This is a genomic window from Sulfitobacter sp. SH24, from assembly GCF_965641895.1.
Lineage (GTDB): Bacteria > Pseudomonadota > Alphaproteobacteria > Rhodobacterales > Rhodobacteraceae > Sulfitobacter > Sulfitobacter dubius.
The window spans coordinates 35,966-54,489 of the sequence record NZ_CBFFKK010000001.1 but is presented as its reverse complement, the minus strand read 5'-3'; the positions used below and the strand labels follow the sequence as shown (position 1 = coordinate 54,489).

Sequence of the window (18,524 nt, the reverse complement as noted above, 5' to 3'; positions counted from 1 at the left end):
GGCCCGAAAACGGGAGCCAATGGTGAGCAAACCAGTTATCGTCTTTGCAGGTGCCGTATATCCCGGCCAGTTCGGCCTGCTATGCGATTACCTGCGCCATTCAGGCCTGGCCGAGAGCTACTTTCTAACGACGCCAGGACATATGAAACGCAACCGACAACGCGGCAATCATATTCTTGGGTTTCGCCCCGATGGCCCAATTTTGAGCGATGATCGGTACTACTATTCAGCCAAAGTGGAGCGCTCAGCCCGCATCGGAAGAGGGTTACTCAACGCTCTACACGACCTGCGCAAACATACGAAGATCGACGTGGTAGTGGCCCACTCCCTTTGGGGTGCGCCGCATTTCCTCTATGATGAAATCGACGCGGCCATTGTCAGCTACATCGAATTCCCAAGCTTCCGGGCGCATGGCTGGGACCCCGCCTATCCACCCGACTTGGCACAACGGATCGCAGACCGAAATGCTGAGATGCTGAACTTTCACCAAGCCGTCTGCAGCGACCTGGTGATCTGCCCCAGCCAACATGCAAAGAGCATGTTCCCGCCTGCCCTGCGCTCCAATATCGAAGTGCAAATGGAGGGGTTTGATTTTACATCAATGCCTGCACCTGTGACCGGCGGCCGCGAGAAGATGACAATCGGTTTCGCGGCACGCGATCTATCATCTGCCAAAGGCTTTGAAACCTATGTGAGGCTGGTCGACAAACTGGTGTCACAGGGCGTTGATGCGCAATTCATTGCCTTCGGCGGCGCCGAGGAAGTGACTTATGGCTACGAACAACAAGCCGTCACGCGCGCACATAACGGCCAGATCAAAACTTTCCGCGATCACCTAATGCTTAAGCACCCCCGCGCCGCAAAGGTAATCGAATTTCCCGGCAAACTGCCTTACGATGAATTCTCAAAGCGGATCACAGAAGTAGACCTTTTCCTCTACCCCCTAAAGTTCGGTGTCGCAAATTGGGGTTTGATGGAAATACTGGGGCGCGGTGGCTGCGTCCTAGCACCTGACCGTGGATATGCAGCCGAGATGATCCAAGACGATGTCAACGGACAGCTGCTTCCCGACAACGACGATGCTTGGATCAACGCAATCCTCGCCCTCCTAGACAATCCAGCGCGACGCTTCCGTTATGGGCAGAAGGCTCGGAGTCTCGCCCGCGCGCAATACGACCTATCTGTCACAGCCCCCCGCTACATGACGCTCTTCCGACAAGCGATGTCCAATCGCGCAGCCCGGATCGGGAACGCCCAAGAGACCGCCAACTCACCTAGAAATATGCCCTGAGGCCCAACCCAAATTCTGCCGCGCGCCGCATCATCAAAGCCAATGAGCGAGAACAAAAAACATATGCCGACCGCTTCTGAGGACGACGCACCGGATCTGACTGCGCCCTACTGAGCCGACAAGTTCGCAAGGGCACGCTAACCAACATCACGGCTCAAGCAAAAACGCTGTCAGGTTCTGCGCACAATGCAGGAGCCGGATAATCTCGACAGTATGCCCGTCCAACCGATACACTACTAGATGTGCGCCCGTTAGATGTATCCGCACCGACGGGGTGAATTCCGCACGGGCGCGGGCGATCTCAGAGAAGTCGGAAAGCAGGTCAAAAACTGCGAATAACTCATCTGCATAGCGATCAGCCTGATCGAGGCCCCAGCTAGATGCACCATGACGCCAGATTTCGGCAAGATCGACCTGCGCTGGCGGGCGAAGCGTCCAGCGAACGCTACTTGGCATATTGCGCGCGCATCCCGGCTTTAAATGCGTCCCGGTCAAGCGGCGCGGCGGAGCCACTCTCAAATCCGGCATCAACCGCCACCTGTATCTCTGCAATGGCCTCCTGACGCGCGTGGTCACGTCGGATCAAGTCACGGACGTAATCGCTAGAGTTGGCAAAGCGACCCGATTTGGCTTGATGTTCGACCCAAGACTTCATCGGTTCTGGCAGTGAAATATTCATGGGTACCATTTTGCGCTCCCGTCAATAAAAACATGGCAATCTTTGCCAAAACTCAAGCTCGAGAACGCCTCCACCCTCAGGGAGGTCCGCGTTTCGGAACCAGCAGCCAAACAGGTTAATGCCCAAATAAGACCTGATTACCTTTGGGAGACTACATCGCCACGCGCAATCGCTTCGCGTCTTTCGACCAGCGCAGTCTCATAAATACCTGCCTGACGGGCACCGAGCTGTTGGATCGTCCATCTCGCGATATCGACCAGACTGCCCTCTGCTCGTCGCGCAAGGCGAATTGATCGTGTCACGCTTGCGAACAGGCTCCACTGAAAACGCGGCGCATGGAGTCAGCGCCGCCCCATCGGCCAACCCGGCGTCCTCGCGTTCGAGCAGCCGCAGGCCTCCCCCGAAGGGCTTCGCTCGCGTCTTGAAGTCTGACCGCTGCTCCGAGTGCGCGAAAGGTGCGGCCCTTAATCCAATTGCCAGACAGGGAAGGAGGAACAATGCCCAGCCTGCAGTTGAAAGAGGCGCTTTACGGGCATTGGCTTTCTCCTATGCACCTCAAATAGCGCATTCTCGGCTCAAAAGGTGCCGTATATGGCTACTCTAGACGTGAAGCCGAGGATCCAGAGCAAAGGCTTCTTGCTGGATATCATCAAAGCGACCGGCTGCTTGCGTAGCATCAAACACCAGGTTCCAGCTATGGCGAGATACCGTAGATGGGATGAGCACAAAATTATGTTTTCTGATAAGCTCGTCGCCAAATTTTTGCTGTCCAGGGCCATGGACGCTAGGCACAAGCCAGTTAGCGTTCGGGATATCGTCTATATCGAGAACGTGGATCTCAGAAGGATCAATTACGCGAGCCGAAGTCAAAATATGAGGCGCAGTATCTAGCGCACGGAATTTCTTGTGTACTGCAACCTCGAGGATCGCTGCGGCTGGATCCAGTGAACAGTAGACGGCCCGCACCCCTCTAGAGTTCCATCTACCCCCAACCCGAAAAGAGCCTTCGCCGATATCCCAGGTGGAAGCATGCTGCTTCTGATCGAGGCGCCAGAAACGCAGCTCCCCATCTCCCAATGGCGGTGGCAGAGGGGTCAAATGTAGACTCCATACTCCATTCGAGTGAGATGCTCTTCGACAGCTTCTGCTCCGGCTGCCGTGGCCAAAAGATCAATTGGCCGCCGATTATCGAGACCCATGGCAGGTTCCATTATCCACCGTTCGGCTTCTTTCTGACTACCAAGTGTGTTTGTTGCCTGAGCCAAAATCTCAGCAAACCGCCATAAACGGCTGCTCTGTTCTGTAGATAGCCGCTCTGCGCTTCGCTTCCGTTGTAGTGTTCTCTGACTGATGCCGACGGCGCTCTGAAGAAGCTCATCGACTGCCAAGAACGAGACGCTCTCGATTAGATGCAAAAGCGCCTTGGTGTCGAAGCCCTTCATAATCATGTCATGTGCATCAAGTGAACTGCGCATCGCGGGCTTCGTGCTGTTTCGCCCGCCTAGGATGTGCCAAGCATGCAAAGCATAATCTTCCGATGCCTGATCGGCACCAAGCACCGGCTTCTTTCCGGCCTCTTTGTTAACAGTTGCAGCTACCATGAGAGCTCTCCTTGCAAGACAACTGTCGTCAAAAATACGACACCTGTCGATAAGGATCAAGGGACATCACTCAAACGCGAAGTCATCCAAAACCCCCGAGACCTTGGATATCCGCGGCAAACGTCTTTGATCGACAGTCGGCATGCCAACTTGCAAGCTCGGCGCGTTAACGCGACCACCCCAGAGCGCCAATTAGAAATGTGTGCTAAGCCCCAGACCAAAGGTCTGCCGGGCGTCGCCTGGCTCGCGCTCAAAGGGGCTGGCGACATACAGCGACACAGGGGTCGCTCCAATGTCGAGAGTGACCGACACACCAATGCTGCTTCTGCGATGCCAACCATCATCAATCCCCCCATCAAGCGTGTCGTCCAAATCCCAGCTGCCTCCGGTATCCACAAATATGCCCCCAAGAATTGGTGTGTGTAACAGCTCGCCAAAATCACGTTGCAGCTCGATGGATGCCCGTACAAAGTTATTTCCGCCCAAGGCATCCTCTCCATCGCGAGGCCCGATGCCCCGCGGCGCAAATCCCCGGAAACTATCAGCGCCCGGGTAGAACCTATCGATGGCCCGAGAGGCGTTGCCATCGAGGCCAGAGACCGCGCCTGCATCGAAGCCAAATAATAAACGGGTTTTGTCTGCCACCGGGAACTGCATGCGTGCTTCAAAGCGTGTATCGGAAAGCAGATCAGATGTTCCAACGTTCCAAAAATACTGATCCAACTTCACACTGTAGCCGAAGTTCTGCCACCGGGCTTCACCCTCGTCTGGCTCAGGCCAGCTTTTATGAGCCAGCCCAAACCGAACATAAGGGGCTGCGATGCCATCGGTCTGTTCGCGCACCAACAAGGCACTGGCGCTTGGATCAAGATCGTAAAGCCGATGATCTCGGTATCCTATGCCCCCTTCAAACCGTGTATTGGCCGGCTGTGCCCAAGCCAGATAGGCCTCAGCTCTTACCGTCTCATAGCTAAAGCTGCGGTCATCAAAGGTTTCACGTCCTGCTACGACTTCAAACCCCAAGTCCAGCGACGTCTCGAAGACTTCTGTCCGATAGAGGTTCGCACTATAGCGCTGCACTTCCTCGCCGTACTCGAGGCTCATCGCGCCATAAGTGCGATCAAAGAGGTTATAGCGCTCGAACGACAAACTGGCTGTCAGCCCATCCTGTGAGACATAGGCAAGGCTTGCATCGATCCGGCCGGGCCGCGTGTCCAACTCCTGAACGTCGATAACCAGCAAATCACCTTCCAGCGATAGGTTCACCGCTTCAAACACGCCGGTCGACATCAGGCATTCCTCGATCGCCATCAGCTCCCATTGAGAATAGGCGATCCCGGCTTCGGCACCGCAAGTTTTACGGATATCATCTTCGGGGATAAACTGCGCACCGCGCACTTCCACGCTGCGCACATTCTGTGCCTCAGCTGCTGTGGCCCATGGCAGCACCACTGTCATTGCTGCCGCCAGCGACGCAGATCGAAACACAACAGAAAAGAGAGCGCGGAACGCGCTTGAAGGGGGCAGCAGACAAGGCAAGGGCAGCACTTTCTATGTCGTATTCTGTAGTGGATAGGGCCAGCAGCGGCCCCACCACTTGGGTTTAGTGGAGGCGCGCCTTAAGGATTGGGCGCGTCAGGTAGCTTAAAATGGATCGATCGCCACTCTCAATATCAACTTGAGCAATCATCCCAGGCCGGATTGCGTACTGCTCCCCGAAGCGCTCCAAATAGCTCCGTTCGGTGCGCACCATAACGCGGTAAAAGTCGGCCGGACCTTGGGGCGTATCCTCTTCGACCGTGTCTTCTGAGATCTGCGTAACCACACCGCGCAGATCGCCGTAAGTGGCAAAATCATATGCCGTAATCTTGACGCTGGCAGGCATGCCCGGCGCAATCAGCGCAACGTCCCGCGGCTTGACCTTCGTTTCAATGATCAACTGATCATCGGTGGGCGTGATCTGCATGATCGGCTCGCCCGGCTGCACCACGCCCCCGAGCGTGGTGATCTCGATGTTGTTAACCCTGCCCGACACCGGAGATCGGATTTCTGTCCGCCGGAACTCGTCCTGCTTTTGGACCAATTCTTGCTGCATCATCAACAATTTGGCCCGACGTTGAGCCAAATCCTTATAGGCGTCTTGGACATAGACATTGCGGGTTTCGCTGATCTTGCCATCCAGTTCAGCCTTCTTTTGCTCCAGCTGAAGCAAATTAATACGGCTTACCGATCCATTAAGGGTCAAGGGCCGCGTTATGTCGATCTGCTCCTGAATGGCGAGCCGCTCTGCCTCAAGGGCCTCAAGCGAGGCCTCAAGTTTTGTCCGTCTGGCCGTGAACAACTTTAGCTCATTGCGCTCCGAGCTGTTTGGCGCATCGCCAAAATCCAATACGGGGCGCTCAAGAACCTCTGCATCTAGGCGCGCAACCTCTGCAGTCAGCGATATGATCTCAGACTCCGCTGAGAGGAAAGCCGATTCTGAGCGGGTCGGATCGAGACGCGCCAGCGTCTGGCCCTCTTTAACAATGTCACCCTCTTGCACTGCCAATTCCGCCAGAATCCCGCCTTCAAGACTTTGGATCGTCTGCATCCGGCGTAAAGGAATGACACGGCCATCCCCCCGCGTGATCTCATTGATCTGGGCAACAGACGCCCATCCGATGGCAACGATCAAAGTGATGACAACCGTGCGTATCGTCCAGCGCGCGACCTTGAGTGTCTGACGCCGATAGCTGCCATCTAGGTGGCTTACTGGCATGTCATCAACGGTGGTCATTTCACAGCCTGCACCGGTTTGTTCTGAACCGCATTCGCACGTGCTGTGTTAAGAATGCTCAGCAGATCACCGTCGCGCGCCACCCGGCCCTCCTTGAGCACGATCGCGCGTTCGGTAAGCCCTAACAATTCCCGCTTATGTGTCGAAATAATCGTCGTCCGGCCCTGCAGCCACTCCTTCATATGGGCGATAACCTTGCTTTCAGTGAGATGGTCGAAAGCCGATGTAGGCTCATCCAGCAAGACAATCCGAGGGTCCTGCAGCAGCACCCGCGCAAGGCCAATTGACTGACGTTGCCCCCCTGAGACATTGGCATTGCCCTGAAGTTGCAGATCAAGCCCGCGGACGTGGCGGCGCACGAACGTGCCTAATCCCACCGCGTCCAATGCCTCAAGCAGCTCCTCGTCAGAATGCAGCCCATGGTCCAACAAAAGATTGTCCCGCAAAGTGCCTTGGAAAAGCGCGACACTCTGCGGCAGATAACCAATCTGACGACGCCGGTCGATCGGATCAATCTGGCTTAGAGACAGACTGTCTACAAGCACGCTGCCCGACTGCGGATCCGTCAGACCCGCCATCATGCGCAAGAGGGTCGACTTGCCCGCGCCATTGCCACCAAGAAGCGCGATGCGTTCACCGGCCTTAATCGAAAGCTCAGGAATAGAAAGGATCGGCGGCGCTTGGGGATCGTGCCGGAAGACCACGTCGTCCAGCACAAAACCACCCGAGAGCGAAGGCGCACGGACAAAGTGGCGGTCGTCGGGACGTTCAACGGACAAATCCATGATCTGATCCAACCCCTCCATCGCCGCACGCACATGTTGCCACCGCGCCAGTAGGCCGGCCACCTGCCCCATCGGAGCCATCGTTCGGCCCGAAAGCAATGTGCAGGCGATCAGGCTCCCGACAGTCAATTCACCAGCGCTGATCAAATAAACACCGGTAATGATCACGCCTGCATAGGCCAGCTTTTGCACTGAGCTCACAAGCTGGGTCATAAAATTGGTAATGCTGCGGGTCTTAATCGCCGTGGTCGCCATGGTTGCCGTCAACTGGGCATGCGCACGTTGCAACCGGCCCTCAGCGCGCGACGCCTTCACAGTTTCTAAATTCGAAATCGTTTCCAGCAAAAGCCCGTTCAGCGCGGCAGCCTCACGCGTGTTCTCCCTTGAGGCTTTCCCTAGTTTCTTTTGCATCACCAGGCCGGGCAAAACCGTCAAGATCACACCCGCCAGCACCACCAGGGCAATCGGCCCGCCAATGAACCAAATGACCCCCACAAAGATCAGCACAAATGGCAAATCGCAGATCGCGGTCACAGTGCTGGATGTAAAAAACTCGCGGACGGTGGCAAAGTCTCGGACTTGGTTGGCAAAAACCCCAGTTGACGCGGGCTGATGCTTCAGTCGCATGTTTGCAACTTTGTCAAACAGTTGCGCCGACAGCCGCAAATCAAGATCTCGCCCTGAAACATCAACAAGCGTCGAGCGCATAATGCGCAAAACCAACTCCAGAACGATGGCAATTCCCACCCCACTGGCAAGGATCCACAGGGTATCAAAAGCGTTGCTGGGCACGACCCGGTCATAGACCTGCATTGAGAAAAGGGCCGTCGCAACGGCAAGCAAGTTGGCCGCAAAAGAAGCCCAGATAACATCGCGGTAGATGGCCCAGTTGCTAAAAACCGGTCCCAAAATCCAGTGATGCCCGCTTTTGGAAGCGTCCAGCCGACTGCTCACAATATCGATCGGTTTGGATATCAAGACGCGCCCGTCATGCATCTCATCAAGCTTACTGCGCGTCCATAATGCGCGCCCGCCACCCGATTCCGGCAAGATAACCCGTGCTTGAGTCTCTGGGAGGCCCTCCAGAACTAGGGTGCGTCCGTCCTTTAGAAAGACCAGTGCGGGCAGGCAGTGGGCAGGCAGAGTATCCAGAGATTCCCGGCTAATACGACAACTCATGTTGACCCGCCGCAGGGCGAGAGACGCCAAATGCTCATCTTGAGCGGCATCACCCGACTTTGGCAGGCCGTCGGTCAGCTGCTCTGCCGAGGTCGTCACCCCTTGCACCCGGCAAAGCTCAACAATCCCAGCGATCAAGGGGCCCGCGAAGTCATGGTCTTTCATCTCTGCTCCCCATCAATCATAGTGCTCTCATGACCGCCCCAATTACTAAGAAGCGGCACTGAGTATCAGTGTGCCAAGAACACCCAGATCATGCGCGGCTTGGTATTCCGTGCGCTTGCGCTCCTCGTAGGTGTCAATTTTCTCAATCTCGGAATCGTAAAGATCACGGCCGGTGGTCAGCAGGTCCAAAAGTTCGCGCTGACCGCCAATGAACTGCTGTTCGTAGTTGTCCAGCACCCGCTGAGACTCCAGCAGCTGCTGCGCCCGGGCGTTCTCTGTTCGGCGAAGAATGCTAATCTGCTGCAAAGCACTGGTGGCCGTATTCGTCAGCTCCCGCTCGGTGAACACCAATGTGGATTTTGCCGCCTGCAGGTTCAATTCAGCAGATTGAATTTGCCGGCGCCCAAGTCCGCTGGAACTAAGGTCCACCCCCGTGGAAAGCCCGAGGGCTGCGCTGCTTTTACCGCCGTTCAGCGCAGCGCGGCCCTGTGCCTGCAACTTGATCGTGGGCAGGCGTGATGCCTTGGCGGTCTCCACGCCAGCCGCAGCCTCGTCCGCCCCCGCACGGGCAGCAACATAATCGGGGGCAATGCGCACCGCGGATCGGATTTTGGCCGCTTCTGCATAGCGACGGGCATAGCCAAGATCAGGCGGCATCACGATGGCGCCAACCTGGCGGCCGACTAGGAATTCGATTTGAGACAATGCGATACGACGGTTCGACACAAGCTGCGACAACTGGTCCTCTGCACGTGCAATCTCAAGCCGGGCACGCGCAACCTCTCCATTGTCACCGATCCCCGCTTGAGCACGGGCTTGTGCCTGGTCGGCAATCCGCTGAGCGAAGGCCGTATAATCACGGGTCCGCTCAATCTTGCGATCGATCATCTCAATATCGATAAAATATTCGGCCACCTGGAGGGTCAGCCCCTCTACAGCCATTTTCAGATCCGAGACTGCCTGCACACGGACATGAGATGCCGCGTTAATCTTACTGCGGATCAGACCCCAGTCGAACAGGACCTGTGAGACCGTCAGAGTAATCCCAGGACCGTCGGAATCTGTCGTCGAGGTGTCGCCCGAAACGCTGATGCTGGGGTAATATTCATCGCGGGCCGATTGGATGTCTATTGATCGACTGGCAACTTTTTGGCGAAGTGCAGAGACTTCACCGTCCCGTTCCGTGGCTTGCAATACGGCTGTGCGCAACGATATCTGCGCGGCAACCGGCGTTGCCAGAGTTAGAACAAGCGCGATCGCAGCTGTGGAATAAAACCAACCAGCAGCGCACCTGAAAACATTCTGGTTGCGCCTCATAACCCTCATCCAACAAACTCCGTCATTAACTCTGCCAGCAAATCTTGCTGGTATTCCATGTCCATAGGCATGTCTGCAGCCCCGACAAATGCACCTTCCATGGCGTCATCCGCCGGGTCGGCACCTTCCATAGCCGCGCCCTCGGGCGCTTCGGCGGTCTCAGGATCGGGGGTCGACACCTCTGAATCGTACTCCTCGGGCGCCAATCTGTCGGGTTCGGCGCCGATCACTTCGTCGACTGCAAGTGAGAGCTCCGCCGCCTCACTTTGCGCCGCCACGGACGCGCCGTCATCATCGCTTCCTGAAAGGAAATTGACCCCCGCTCCAAGTGAAAGGCCTGTGCCCGCAAGAAGCAGCGGGCCAGACCAATCCATGCCCTCCCCAGCACTCTCTTGAGCGCCGGGCTGTTCAGCTTGCGATGTCGCTGCGCCCTCAGCGCTGTGCACAGCATGCTCTGCCACATCGCCATCAGTGCTATAGGTCGGCTCGGGCCCCATCAGCCCCGTCACAAAAGCCTCCCCGTCCGGCAGAAGCAGACGACTGAAATCCCCCTCCTCACCGATCACGAAGAAGTCCTGTACCAGGAGCGTTTTCCCATCCGCGAAACGCAAGGCTAAATCGGACCCTAGCTTGTCGGATGCGACGATTGCCGGGGTCCCCTGCGCAAGCGAAATATCAGCCGGCGCGCCCAACGACATGTTTGACACAGCCTGCACGCCCTCATTCCCAGAGGAGCCTCTTTGCATAAGCTTTACGCCAACGGACACGGCATGCCCCTTCTCAAAATGCGCGCTCACAATCGCTTAGCGCTATAGTATAAATCGTCAACCAACCTAAAGTAGTTTGCTTAGAACTTTTTCAGACTTTCGTTACAAGGGCAAACGCCCTGCACCCAAAAGGATGCAGTCCAATTGAGCCCATTTTGTGACAAAATGAAAAAATACCGCCTTAAGAATAGCTTAAATCGTAAGCAATATGACAAAGAAGGCTAAGGCGGAGGCCGCCATAGCCGTCAATCCTAACTGCTTACACAATGCCTATCAGGCATTGTCGTTGTCGAAGGTCTCCTGGAGCAATCCACCTAAGAGAGAGTGCCCTTGATCCGCACCCTGATCAAAGAGAATGTCGAGCGCGCCTTCGACAGCACCCGCTTCGGCAACCGCAGCATCTTCGACACCAAGCAGTTCGCCTTCTTCTTCGGCCATCGCATCGCTGCCAAACAGCGCATCGAAAGCTCCCTCCTCGCCGGTGATGTCGCTCACCCCGCCCGCAAGGATGTCGTTCAACAGATTGTCGACCTCAGCATCAGGCGCATCATCCCCGATCGGATCGGACAGGCCAAGCACGTCTTGCTCAACCAAGCTGCCCGTAAGCCCTTGCTCACCCGTCAGCCCGGCGAACAGATCGTCACCCTCACCACCCTCAACAACATTGAGGCCAAATACATCAACCTCTCCGAGCAGCCCGTCGAGAAGTGCGTCGCTGGGGTCCAGAAGTGTTTCAACAGACCCCAATAGGTCTTCAGTGTCCCCGGCAACCAACGTGTCGAGGAAGCCGTCATCTCCTGCGTCTTCCGTCACCGGCACATCATCAAGCAAGGCAGCGCCAGAAACGTCAGCCTCTGATGAGGTATCAGGTGTATCTGTGGGAGCGACCGGGTCGGTCTCATCTTGCCCTATCAACGTTTGGGCATCGTTAGGTTCAGCCGTCACGCCCTCTGAGAGACCTGCAACTGGCCCTTCGGTCAGAGGCGGGACCACAGCCGACGCAGCCTGGCCGCCCAGCAGTCCGCCAAGGATACCCCCAACAATAGGTACCTCATTAACCACGCTTCCAGCGCCCAAGACTGCATTGGTGGCAGGCTCAGCAGTTGCGGCTCCGTCCTCCAAGGCATCTGAAACCTCAGTGATCCCCGTATCGGTCAGCTCAGCTGGAACGTCCTCTTCGACCTCAGCGGCACCGCCCCCCAGCAATCCGCCCAGAAGCCCACCAACCAGTCCGTCGCTGCCAAGAGCACCGCCAACAAGGCCATCATCACCAATAATACCGTCGACCAGTCTACCATCGCCAAGCACGCCGTCAGTAACTTGGGTTACAGTCTCGGTCCCCGTCTCCAGAACACCTGAAACCTCAGTGATCCCCGTATCGGTCAGCTCAGCTGGAACGTCCTCTTCGACCTCAGCGGCACCGCCCCCCAGCACTCCGCCTAGAAGCCCACCAACCAGTCCATCGCTGCCAAGAGCACCACCGACAAGGCCATCATCGCCGAGAAGCTCATCGACAACACCGTCGTCGCCCAGAAGACCGCCGACCAAACCATCGTCGCCAAGGGCACCGCCGACAAGGCCATCATCACCAATAATACCGTCAACCAGCCCGCCATCGCCAAGCGCGCTGTCAGCAGGAACGATCTCTGCGGCCTCAGAGCCGCCCCCGCCCAGCAATCCGCCAAGAAGACCGCCATCACCGAGCAGGCCATCAACAACACCGTCGTCGCCGAGAAGACCTCCAACCAAACCGTCGTCGCCCAGCACCACATCGACAACACCGTTGTCACCCAGCACGCCGCCGACAAGGCCATCATCGCCAAGCAGGCCACCAACAACGCCGTCGTCGCCCAGAAGACCACCGACCAAACCGTCGTCGCCTAGCACCACATCGACGACACCGTTGTCACCCAGCACGCCGCCGACAAGGCCATCATCGCCAAGCAGGCCACCAACAACGCCGTCGTCGCCCAGAAGACCACCGACCAAACCGTCGTCGCCTAGCACCACATCGACGACACCGTTGTCACCCAACAGGCCTCCAACAAGGCCATCATCGCCGAGCAGACCGCCAACAACGCCGTCGTCGCCTAGCACTAGATCGACGACGCCGTTGTCACCCAACAGGCCTCCAACAAGGCCATCATCGCCAAGCAGGCCACCAACAACGCCGTCTTCACCAAGCAGGCCACCGACCACACCATCGTCGCCGAGCAAATTATCAACAACGCCGCCGTCACCGACAAGACCACCGACCAATCCATCGTCGCCAAGCAGGGCATCGACAACGCCGTCTTCGCCAAGGACGCCGTCGACAAGGCCATCAACAAGGCCACCGTCGCCTAGAACTGAATCGATAACGCCGCCGTCGCCAAGAAGGCCCGACACGAGGCCATCATCGCCCACGACGGCATCAAGCAGACCTCCGTCTCCAACGACGCCGTCGAGCACACCGCCCACGAGACCGTCATCGCCGATGACCGATCCTATGATCGACCCGGCTGGGCCTTCATCTCCTGCAATATCGTCAGCGTCAGGAAGAACACGGTCCCCAGGCACAATCGTAATGGCAGCGGTGTTTCTACCAGCCCCTGCCTCAACATTGAGTTGCGCGTCTGCAGAGAGATTGGCCGGGAGGCTTGCCACACCCTGCCCTGAGACGCTGCCAATAGTGCTCGCATCGACCCCAATCTGCGATGTAAATTGGCCCTCTTCTATGCCCGGCGCGACAGACAACTCGGCATCAGCAGATTCAAAAGCCGTCTTTTGAAGAGGATCAACGTCAACCTCAGCCTCGATTGCGGCCCCCTGAGAGTGGGAAGCTCCACCAAGACCTTCACCCCCCGCAACATCCGCGGATTGTGCAGGACTTTGGGTGTCCCCCTTCGCAAGAGAGACCAGAACGTCAGCTCCAGGCAAAGTGGCTGCGAATGCCATCAAACCGTCTTGAGACGCGCTTTGCGCGGCCAGCCCCATGCCAATCGCACCAGCGGTGACCGAGATACCAATGCTGCGTGGGCCCGTATCGTTTGAAGACCGCAATAAACCTATCGGAATCGAGCTATACCCGACTTGATCGGCTACTTGATCGCGCCCCTGCGCGCTCTTGCTGCTCTCAAACTTGCCCAACTGGCAGCTCCATAACTCTGCGCAACGTCACGTCAAATGACGCGCATCACAAACCCCAAAGCGCCATCTCGCGAGACGACAATCACTCAGGGGCGCCCATACTTTTTATCGTACATAGCTCGGCGCAACCTTTGTCCAGATAAAAACATACCAAAGGATTAACACCTTACTATAGTATGCCCACAAATCTCATCTGGCAAGAAAATCAAGGCTTACCTTACGGAAACAATCTCGCATGATTGTTGGCGCTCTGCCAAAATGACACACGCTAGCACCCTCAACTCGCTCTAGAGCAGCAGGATGCAGGCCAAAATGCGCCCTGCGAATCCCGCGCGCTCCGCCTCCCGGACGCGTCTGGCGCGGCCTAAGCCGCTTGCTTATAGGCGAGCATGATACAAGTTGGCGCCTTGCGACGCCGGCAAACCATCAAGTCATGGCGAGCTTCGCCGCCAGGTCCGACATGACCCGGTCAGCGAGAATATTGATTAAACGCTCTTGAGCGTCGTTGCGCATCAGCGTCGGAAAATCATCTGCCGTCGAAAAAGACGTGAACGACTCCACCGTACCAGAGACCACCACTTCTCCGTTGGCCTCATCGATGAGCTCATAGGTTACCTTCCCAAGAACCTGGCTCCGGCTCACATCCATGATATCCAGACCGACCTCTGAGAGAGACAGGTCGTATCGCAGGGTTTTTCGGCCTTGAGGATTGCGCGTTAATCGCTCCTCCATACTGCGGACGAACATATAATCTTCGCGGCTGTTCGGCGCCGCGACCTGAATATCAGTCAGCACTTGGCCAATCGGCGACCCGGTTCCGTAAACCGGGGTAAAGCCGCAGCCCGCAAGCCCCAGAAAGGCTAAAAAGGCTGCTGAAAAACATGTCGCTCGCAAACGTCGCACAGAAGTATCCTTTCCTAGGGTGAGCCTCCTACGTTGCCGATAAAAGACGCCCAGAACCCATCCCATTCTCGCCCAAAAACAAAGCGCAGGTCCCACAGGCTTTATCTATGCACGAATACATCGCGCCCGACCAGCCCAACTTTGGGCACAATTTAAGGGCCTGAATGACTGAGTGACGCCCATGTATAAAGCGCTAATCCCCCCCTACCGACAGCAGGCCGCGGTCTTTCTGAAACGCACAACCTAGGCTATGACGAACGCCTCACAACACAACGGCTACTCCCACATGCTTTACGTATCAGTTCATATACCAAAAACTGCGGGCACAAGCTTTGCTAGCTCCCTAAAACAAGCATTCTCCCCAAATGAGATCCAGTTTGACTATCAGCACGAACGAGATCACGCCCTCGTTGCAGCGCAAGGCGTAGAGCCCCTCGGAACGCATCAAAAATGGCTTTCGCTCAACCTGCCTCAGCTGGCTTGGCGCTACAGAAAAGACCTCGCCCAACTCCCAAAATCGGTCCAACTGGTACATGGCCAGTTTCCAGCCCAAAAATACCATCGCGCGCTCACTTGGCGGAAACCATTCTACATCACCTGGGTGCGCGAGCCCTTCGCACGGGCCGTCTCGAACTACTTCTATTGGCAAACCTTCGATCCAGACACCATGCCAGACCCACTGGTCAGAACCGTCCTGTCGGAAAGCTGGGACCTAGAAACCTACCTGTTCCACCCTGCGTTGCGTAACTATCAGTCCATGTTCTTAAAAGGCCTGCCCTGGCAGAGAATAGACTTTATCGGCGTAACAGAAACTTTAACGCAAGACCTCGCAACCCTCTCGCAGCTGATCAAACGCCCCCTAAAACCCTTCGTGCAAAACACAGGACCCCGCCCCAAAGCCGCCCATACCTACGACCACTTGCGGGAGCGCTTTCTGGCATATCATCACCGCGATGCGCAGCTCTACCAATACGCACTACAAAGACATACGTCTTCAATAAAAACGAATACATAGGCACCTAAAAACGCCCAGCAAAAATAGGAAGATAGCTATACTTCAGCGGGTTAGCACTACTTCGCAATACAACTGCTCCGTCGCCTCACGATTCGTTAAAGGCTCAATTAGGGAATACAAACTGAAAGGAGCAAACGATCCAGTCAGGAACGTTCAATAGCTGCCATTCGGCCATCCAAAACAAAACTTTCTTGAGTCGATTTCATTAGAAAACAATTCCGACTTGATATGAACTGCATCGCAAGCATATGAAGTGGAAGCAAAACCTTACCAAACCGCGCAAACGAAAGAACAATATGATTGAGAAGTCTGCATGAAGTCCATGTCTCGCAAAGAACTCGAGAAACATCTGGGCGATGTTAAAAAGGCCCTCCAAGCAGCGCGTGCCCGGGACCATCGGAACGCGAAGAAGGCCGCAGCGAAAGCCGCCGCTGAATTCGGCTTCTCTCTGGGAGAAATTTCCGAAACTGAGACCGCAAAACCAAAAAAGGCCAAAGCCAAAACAACGCGAAAACCTTCAAAACCCGTCTATGCCAATCCAGAAAATACCGCCCAAACCTGGACGGGAAAAGGCCGCCAGCCGAATTGGTTCCGCGCGCAAGTGGCCAATGGCACCCCACCTGATGCAATGCGCATTGCCAACTAAGGGAACTCTCATCCCCCTTTCAATGGGGAGACCGAAACCGCGAATGCTATCATGCCTATTGTTCGGCTAGCGGAGCTTACTTGTTTGCGCGTATAATGACTTACTGGTCATGAGCCTTAAGCAAGTTTCTGATCGGTAAGAGGGCCTTGTCGACCTCCGTCGGCAAGGCTCTCGTCACCCCGAGGGGGAGAGCGCTGAATATGCCACTCGTCAAACTAAAAACCCCACCCGAGATTTGACCGCCGCCGCCCCATCGGAGGCCTATGCAGGGCATTGTCACATTAACTCGGATCTGTTGGAAGCCTCGGAGATTTCGCGCAGTTGCGGCGCATGGGCATGATGGGTCCGTTGCATTAACGCCCTCAGCCTTTTGAACACGGGGACCAGCGGGGCCAGGTCAATACCAATGGCCGTTCTGTTCGCTGTTTATCACCGCAGGATAGTGCCCCGAGAGTTCTTACATATCTACAGGCGTACAATATACTTATCTATTGGGGATTTCCCATCATCAAGCGCAACGGCTCGTACACCATGACAGTTTTACCTTCTTGATTGCGAACCGTGTTGCGTGTTCGCACTAGACCACGGTCGCCATTGCTTTCCTGGCGAACACTGAGCACTTCCATTTCGACATCAATCGTATCGCCAGCTTGGACAGGCCCTTTAATGTCTAGTGTGGAAAGCCCAAGGAAAGCTAAACCCGTTTCTTGAGCTGTGGCATTAAGGGCCAGCGCCTCTGCTACCGAAAGCACTAGCGCTCCGGGTGACGGTTCGCCCTTCAAGGTGCTTTCGGTTTTACGGTATTCCACATTGGTGAAAAGCACTTCGATCATGCCGGCCAGACCGACGAAGGTGCTGATATCCGCCGAGGTGATAGTGCGGCCGTATGTTGAGTACCGATCGCCTACTGTCAGTTCTTGCCAGTAAAAGCCACGGCCTAGGCGAATGGGTGCAGACGTCATTGATCTTCTCCGTATTTTGCTACGAGGTCCAGAACCCGCTTTGCACGCTTGAGATGCGGCATATCAATCATCTGTCCGTCGATGCTGACCGCACCCACATTAGGGTTGCTCGCCAGCGCCTTCGTGATCCGTTGGGCCAGCGCAATTTCAGAAGCCGTTGGTCGGAACGCCTGATTGATGATCGGTACTTGTGCGGGGTGGATTGCCATCTTGCCGGTGAACCCGTCGCGCCGGGCGGCGTTGCATTCCTTCTCCAGCCCGGCGAGATCCCGGATGTCGGTCCAAACCGTGTCTATGGGTTGGCACTTTGCCTGCCTCGCACCGGCCAACATCAAATTGCGGGCCAGCGCGAACGGGCCAGTCAAGGCTCCGGTATCGTCGCGTGAAGCTGTGCTCCCCAAGTCTGCCGATAAATCTTCTGCCCCCCAGGCCAACCCAAAGAGATGTGTCTCCAGCCCTGCATACTGGCCTAAGCCGAACAAGGAGCCCGCGGTTTCCGTAGCGATAGCGAGGATTGGCGGGCAAGCGTTGCCAGCCATACCGATCAGGTCGCGGACCGTTCCGCCGTTTTCGGATTTTGGCAGGACCAGCCCATCGGCGCGCCCATTGATCGCTGTCGCGACATCTTGCGTGCAATAGGCGCTGGATATGGGGTTCACCCGCACCCATAACTGCGCGCTCCGATCAAGCGTGGAGAGGGCGTTTGCCACTGCCTCGCGTGCCTCTTCCTTTTGTTGAGGCGCAACGGAGTCTTCGAGATCTAGGATGATGGCATCGGCGCCCACGCGCACTGCCTTTGCCATCATGTCGGGGCGGTTGCCCGGGACGAAAAGCCACGATCGCATCAGTTTGCCTCCTGCGCTGGACGTGCGCGCATAAGCGCAGAACGACGGCAGGAAGCAACCAAAGTTCCGTCCTGTTTGTAGGCGCGATGGATGAGCTCCACGATACCCTGACCAGCGCGCGACTTTGAAGTCCGTGCTGAGATTACTTCAGTCTCCACCCGCAGGCTGTCGCCATGAAAGACCGGCGCCGGAAATATCACATCAGTCATTCCCAGGTTGCCGACAGTAGTGCCCAGTGTAGTTTCATGAACCGAAATACCGATCATGATCCCCAACGTCAGAAGCGAGTTAACCAGCGGCTTACCCCATTCTGATTGAACGGCGAAGTTCCGATCAATGTGCAGCGGCTGGGGGTTCATCGTCTGGGTTGAAAAAGCAAAATTGTCAGCTTCGGTGACCGTGCGTGTGATCGCATGCGAGATAACCATGCCTGGCTTAAATTCTTCTAGCCACAGACCTGCCAT

At 56.3% G+C, this 18,524-nt stretch carries 17 protein-coding genes; 3 read left to right on the top strand and 14 right to left on the bottom strand.

The features are described from left to right. Nucleotides 1–19 precede the first annotated feature (19 nt). Complete coding sequence (locus ACSQ16_RS00265; protein ID WP_435988306.1) at nt 20–1,291, top strand: glycosyltransferase; 1,272 nt, start codon at nt 20–22, stop codon at nt 1,289–1,291. Between the two features lie 147 nt (nt 1,292–1,438). On the opposite strand, the gene ACSQ16_RS00260 is transcribed toward ACSQ16_RS00265, so the two are convergent. The 11 genes from ACSQ16_RS00260 to ACSQ16_RS00210 all read right to left on the bottom strand — a co-directional run bounded on the left by ACSQ16_RS00260 (nt 1,439) and on the right by ACSQ16_RS00210 (nt 14,592). Next, nucleotides 1,439–1,747 carry a type II toxin-antitoxin system RelE/ParE family toxin gene (locus tag ACSQ16_RS00260; protein WP_435988305.1) on the bottom strand — a complete coding sequence of 103 codons (309 nt, stop codon included), beginning with the start codon at nt 1,745–1,747 and terminating at the stop codon, nt 1,439–1,441. Then, entirely contained in the window at nt 1,737–1,979 is a 243-nt protein-coding gene (locus ACSQ16_RS00255) for a type II toxin-antitoxin system ParD family antitoxin (protein WP_435988304.1), read from the bottom strand. Before ACSQ16_RS00255 ends, ACSQ16_RS00260 begins: the two co-directional genes overlap by 11 nt. Before the next feature lie 591 nt (nt 1,980–2,570). Beyond that, entirely contained in the window at nt 2,571–3,068 is a 498-nt protein-coding gene (locus ACSQ16_RS00250) for an RES family NAD+ phosphorylase (protein WP_435988303.1), read from the bottom strand. Further along, the gene (parS, locus tag ACSQ16_RS00245; protein ID WP_435988302.1) at nt 3,065–3,571 is read right to left on the bottom strand and encodes a type II RES/Xre toxin-antitoxin system antitoxin; all 507 of its coding nucleotides are present in this window, start codon (nt 3,569–3,571) and stop codon (nt 3,065–3,067) included. The genes ACSQ16_RS00250 and parS overlap by 4 nt, the downstream gene beginning before the upstream one ends. A 192-nt stretch (nt 3,572–3,763) precedes the next feature. Next, nucleotides 3,764–5,029: a BamA/TamA family outer membrane protein gene (locus ACSQ16_RS00240; protein WP_435988301.1), complete on the bottom strand. Its 1,266-nt coding sequence runs from the start codon at nt 5,027–5,029 to the stop codon at nt 3,764–3,766. A 145-nt stretch (nt 5,030–5,174) separates the two neighbouring features. Then, nucleotides 5,175–6,347 carry an HlyD family efflux transporter periplasmic adaptor subunit gene (locus tag ACSQ16_RS00235; RefSeq protein ID WP_435988300.1) on the bottom strand — a complete coding sequence of 391 codons (1,173 nt, stop codon included), beginning with the start codon at nt 6,345–6,347 and terminating at the stop codon, nt 5,175–5,177. Continuing rightward, complete coding sequence (locus ACSQ16_RS00230) at nt 6,344–8,476, bottom strand: type I secretion system permease/ATPase (RefSeq protein ID WP_435988299.1); 2,133 nt, start codon at nt 8,474–8,476, stop codon at nt 6,344–6,346. Before ACSQ16_RS00230 ends, ACSQ16_RS00235 begins: the two co-directional genes overlap by 4 nt. A 45-nt stretch (nt 8,477–8,521) precedes the next feature. Continuing rightward, nucleotides 8,522–9,793, bottom strand: a complete 1,272-nt coding sequence (locus tag ACSQ16_RS00225) for a TolC family protein (protein ID WP_435988298.1) — start codon at nt 9,791–9,793, stop codon at nt 8,522–8,524. Between the two features lie 5 nt (nt 9,794–9,798). Next, a complete protein-coding gene (locus tag ACSQ16_RS00220) occupies nt 9,799–10,359 on the bottom strand; it encodes a hypothetical protein (protein ID WP_435988297.1) in 561 nt (186 codons plus the stop codon). 474 nt (nt 10,360–10,833) lie between these two features. Continuing rightward, a complete protein-coding gene (locus ACSQ16_RS00215; protein ID WP_435988296.1) occupies nt 10,834–13,206 on the bottom strand; it encodes a hypothetical protein in 2,373 nt (790 codons plus the stop codon). A 909-nt stretch (nt 13,207–14,115) separates the two neighbouring features. Further along, nucleotides 14,116–14,592 carry a hypothetical protein gene (locus ACSQ16_RS00210; protein WP_435988295.1) on the bottom strand — a complete coding sequence of 159 codons (477 nt, stop codon included), beginning with the start codon at nt 14,590–14,592 and terminating at the stop codon, nt 14,116–14,118. 286 nt (nt 14,593–14,878) lie between these two features. Between ACSQ16_RS00210 and ACSQ16_RS00205 the strand changes: the two genes are divergently transcribed. Further along, nucleotides 14,879–15,607: a hypothetical protein gene (locus tag ACSQ16_RS00205; protein WP_435988294.1), complete on the top strand. Its 729-nt coding sequence runs from the start codon at nt 14,879–14,881 to the stop codon at nt 15,605–15,607. Between the two features lie 313 nt (nt 15,608–15,920). Then, complete coding sequence (locus ACSQ16_RS00200; RefSeq protein WP_435988293.1) at nt 15,921–16,253, top strand: H-NS histone family protein; 333 nt, start codon at nt 15,921–15,923, stop codon at nt 16,251–16,253. 488 nt (nt 16,254–16,741) lie between these two features. Here the strand turns inward: ACSQ16_RS00200 and ACSQ16_RS00195 are convergent, their stop codons facing one another. The 3 genes from ACSQ16_RS00195 to ACSQ16_RS00185 are packed head-to-tail and all read right to left on the bottom strand — an operon-like array spanning nt 16,742 to nt 18,524. Then, nucleotides 16,742–17,215, bottom strand: a complete 474-nt coding sequence (locus ACSQ16_RS00195; RefSeq protein WP_435988292.1) for a MaoC family dehydratase — start codon at nt 17,213–17,215, stop codon at nt 16,742–16,744. Continuing rightward, complete coding sequence (locus ACSQ16_RS00190) at nt 17,212–18,060, bottom strand: HpcH/HpaI aldolase/citrate lyase family protein (protein WP_435988291.1); 849 nt, start codon at nt 18,058–18,060, stop codon at nt 17,212–17,214. Before ACSQ16_RS00190 ends, ACSQ16_RS00195 begins: the two co-directional genes overlap by 4 nt. Beyond that, nucleotides 18,060–18,524 (bottom strand): MaoC family dehydratase, encoded by a 465-nt coding sequence (locus tag ACSQ16_RS00185; RefSeq protein ID WP_435988290.1) that lies wholly within the window; start codon nt 18,522–18,524, stop codon nt 18,060–18,062. The genes ACSQ16_RS00190 and ACSQ16_RS00185 overlap by 1 nt, the downstream gene beginning before the upstream one ends.

Coding starts and splice junctions, on each gene's coding strand:
- ACSQ16_RS00265 (WP_435988306.1), top strand. CDS start 20: ATGGTGAGCAAACCAGTTATCGTCTTTGCAGGTGCCGTATATCCCGGC.
- ACSQ16_RS00260 (WP_435988305.1), bottom strand. CDS start 1,747: ATGCCAAGTAGCGTTCGCTGGACGCTTCGCCCGCCAGCGCAGGTCGAT.
- ACSQ16_RS00255 (WP_435988304.1), bottom strand. CDS start 1,979: ATGGTACCCATGAATATTTCACTGCCAGAACCGATGAAGTCTTGGGTC.
- parS (WP_435988302.1), bottom strand. CDS start 3,571: ATGGTAGCTGCAACTGTTAACAAAGAGGCCGGAAAGAAGCCGGTGCTT.
- ACSQ16_RS00240 (WP_435988301.1), bottom strand. CDS start 5,029: ATGACAGTGGTGCTGCCATGGGCCACAGCAGCTGAGGCACAGAATGTG.
- ACSQ16_RS00235 (WP_435988300.1), bottom strand. CDS start 6,347: ATGACCACCGTTGATGACATGCCAGTAAGCCACCTAGATGGCAGCTAT.
- ACSQ16_RS00230 (WP_435988299.1), bottom strand. CDS start 8,476: ATGAAAGACCATGACTTCGCGGGCCCCTTGATCGCTGGGATTGTTGAG.
- ACSQ16_RS00225 (WP_435988298.1), bottom strand. CDS start 9,793: ATGAGGCGCAACCAGAATGTTTTCAGGTGCGCTGCTGGTTGGTTTTAT.
- ACSQ16_RS00205 (WP_435988294.1), top strand. CDS start 14,879: ATGCTTTACGTATCAGTTCATATACCAAAAACTGCGGGCACAAGCTTT.
- ACSQ16_RS00200 (WP_435988293.1), top strand. CDS start 15,921: ATGAAGTCCATGTCTCGCAAAGAACTCGAGAAACATCTGGGCGATGTT.
- ACSQ16_RS00195 (WP_435988292.1), bottom strand. CDS start 17,215: ATGACGTCTGCACCCATTCGCCTAGGCCGTGGCTTTTACTGGCAAGAA.
- ACSQ16_RS00190 (WP_435988291.1), bottom strand. CDS start 18,060: ATGCGATCGTGGCTTTTCGTCCCGGGCAACCGCCCCGACATGATGGCA.
- ACSQ16_RS00185 (WP_435988290.1), bottom strand. CDS start 18,524: ATGGCAGGTCTGTGGCTAGAAGAATTTAAGCCAGGCATGGTTATCTCG.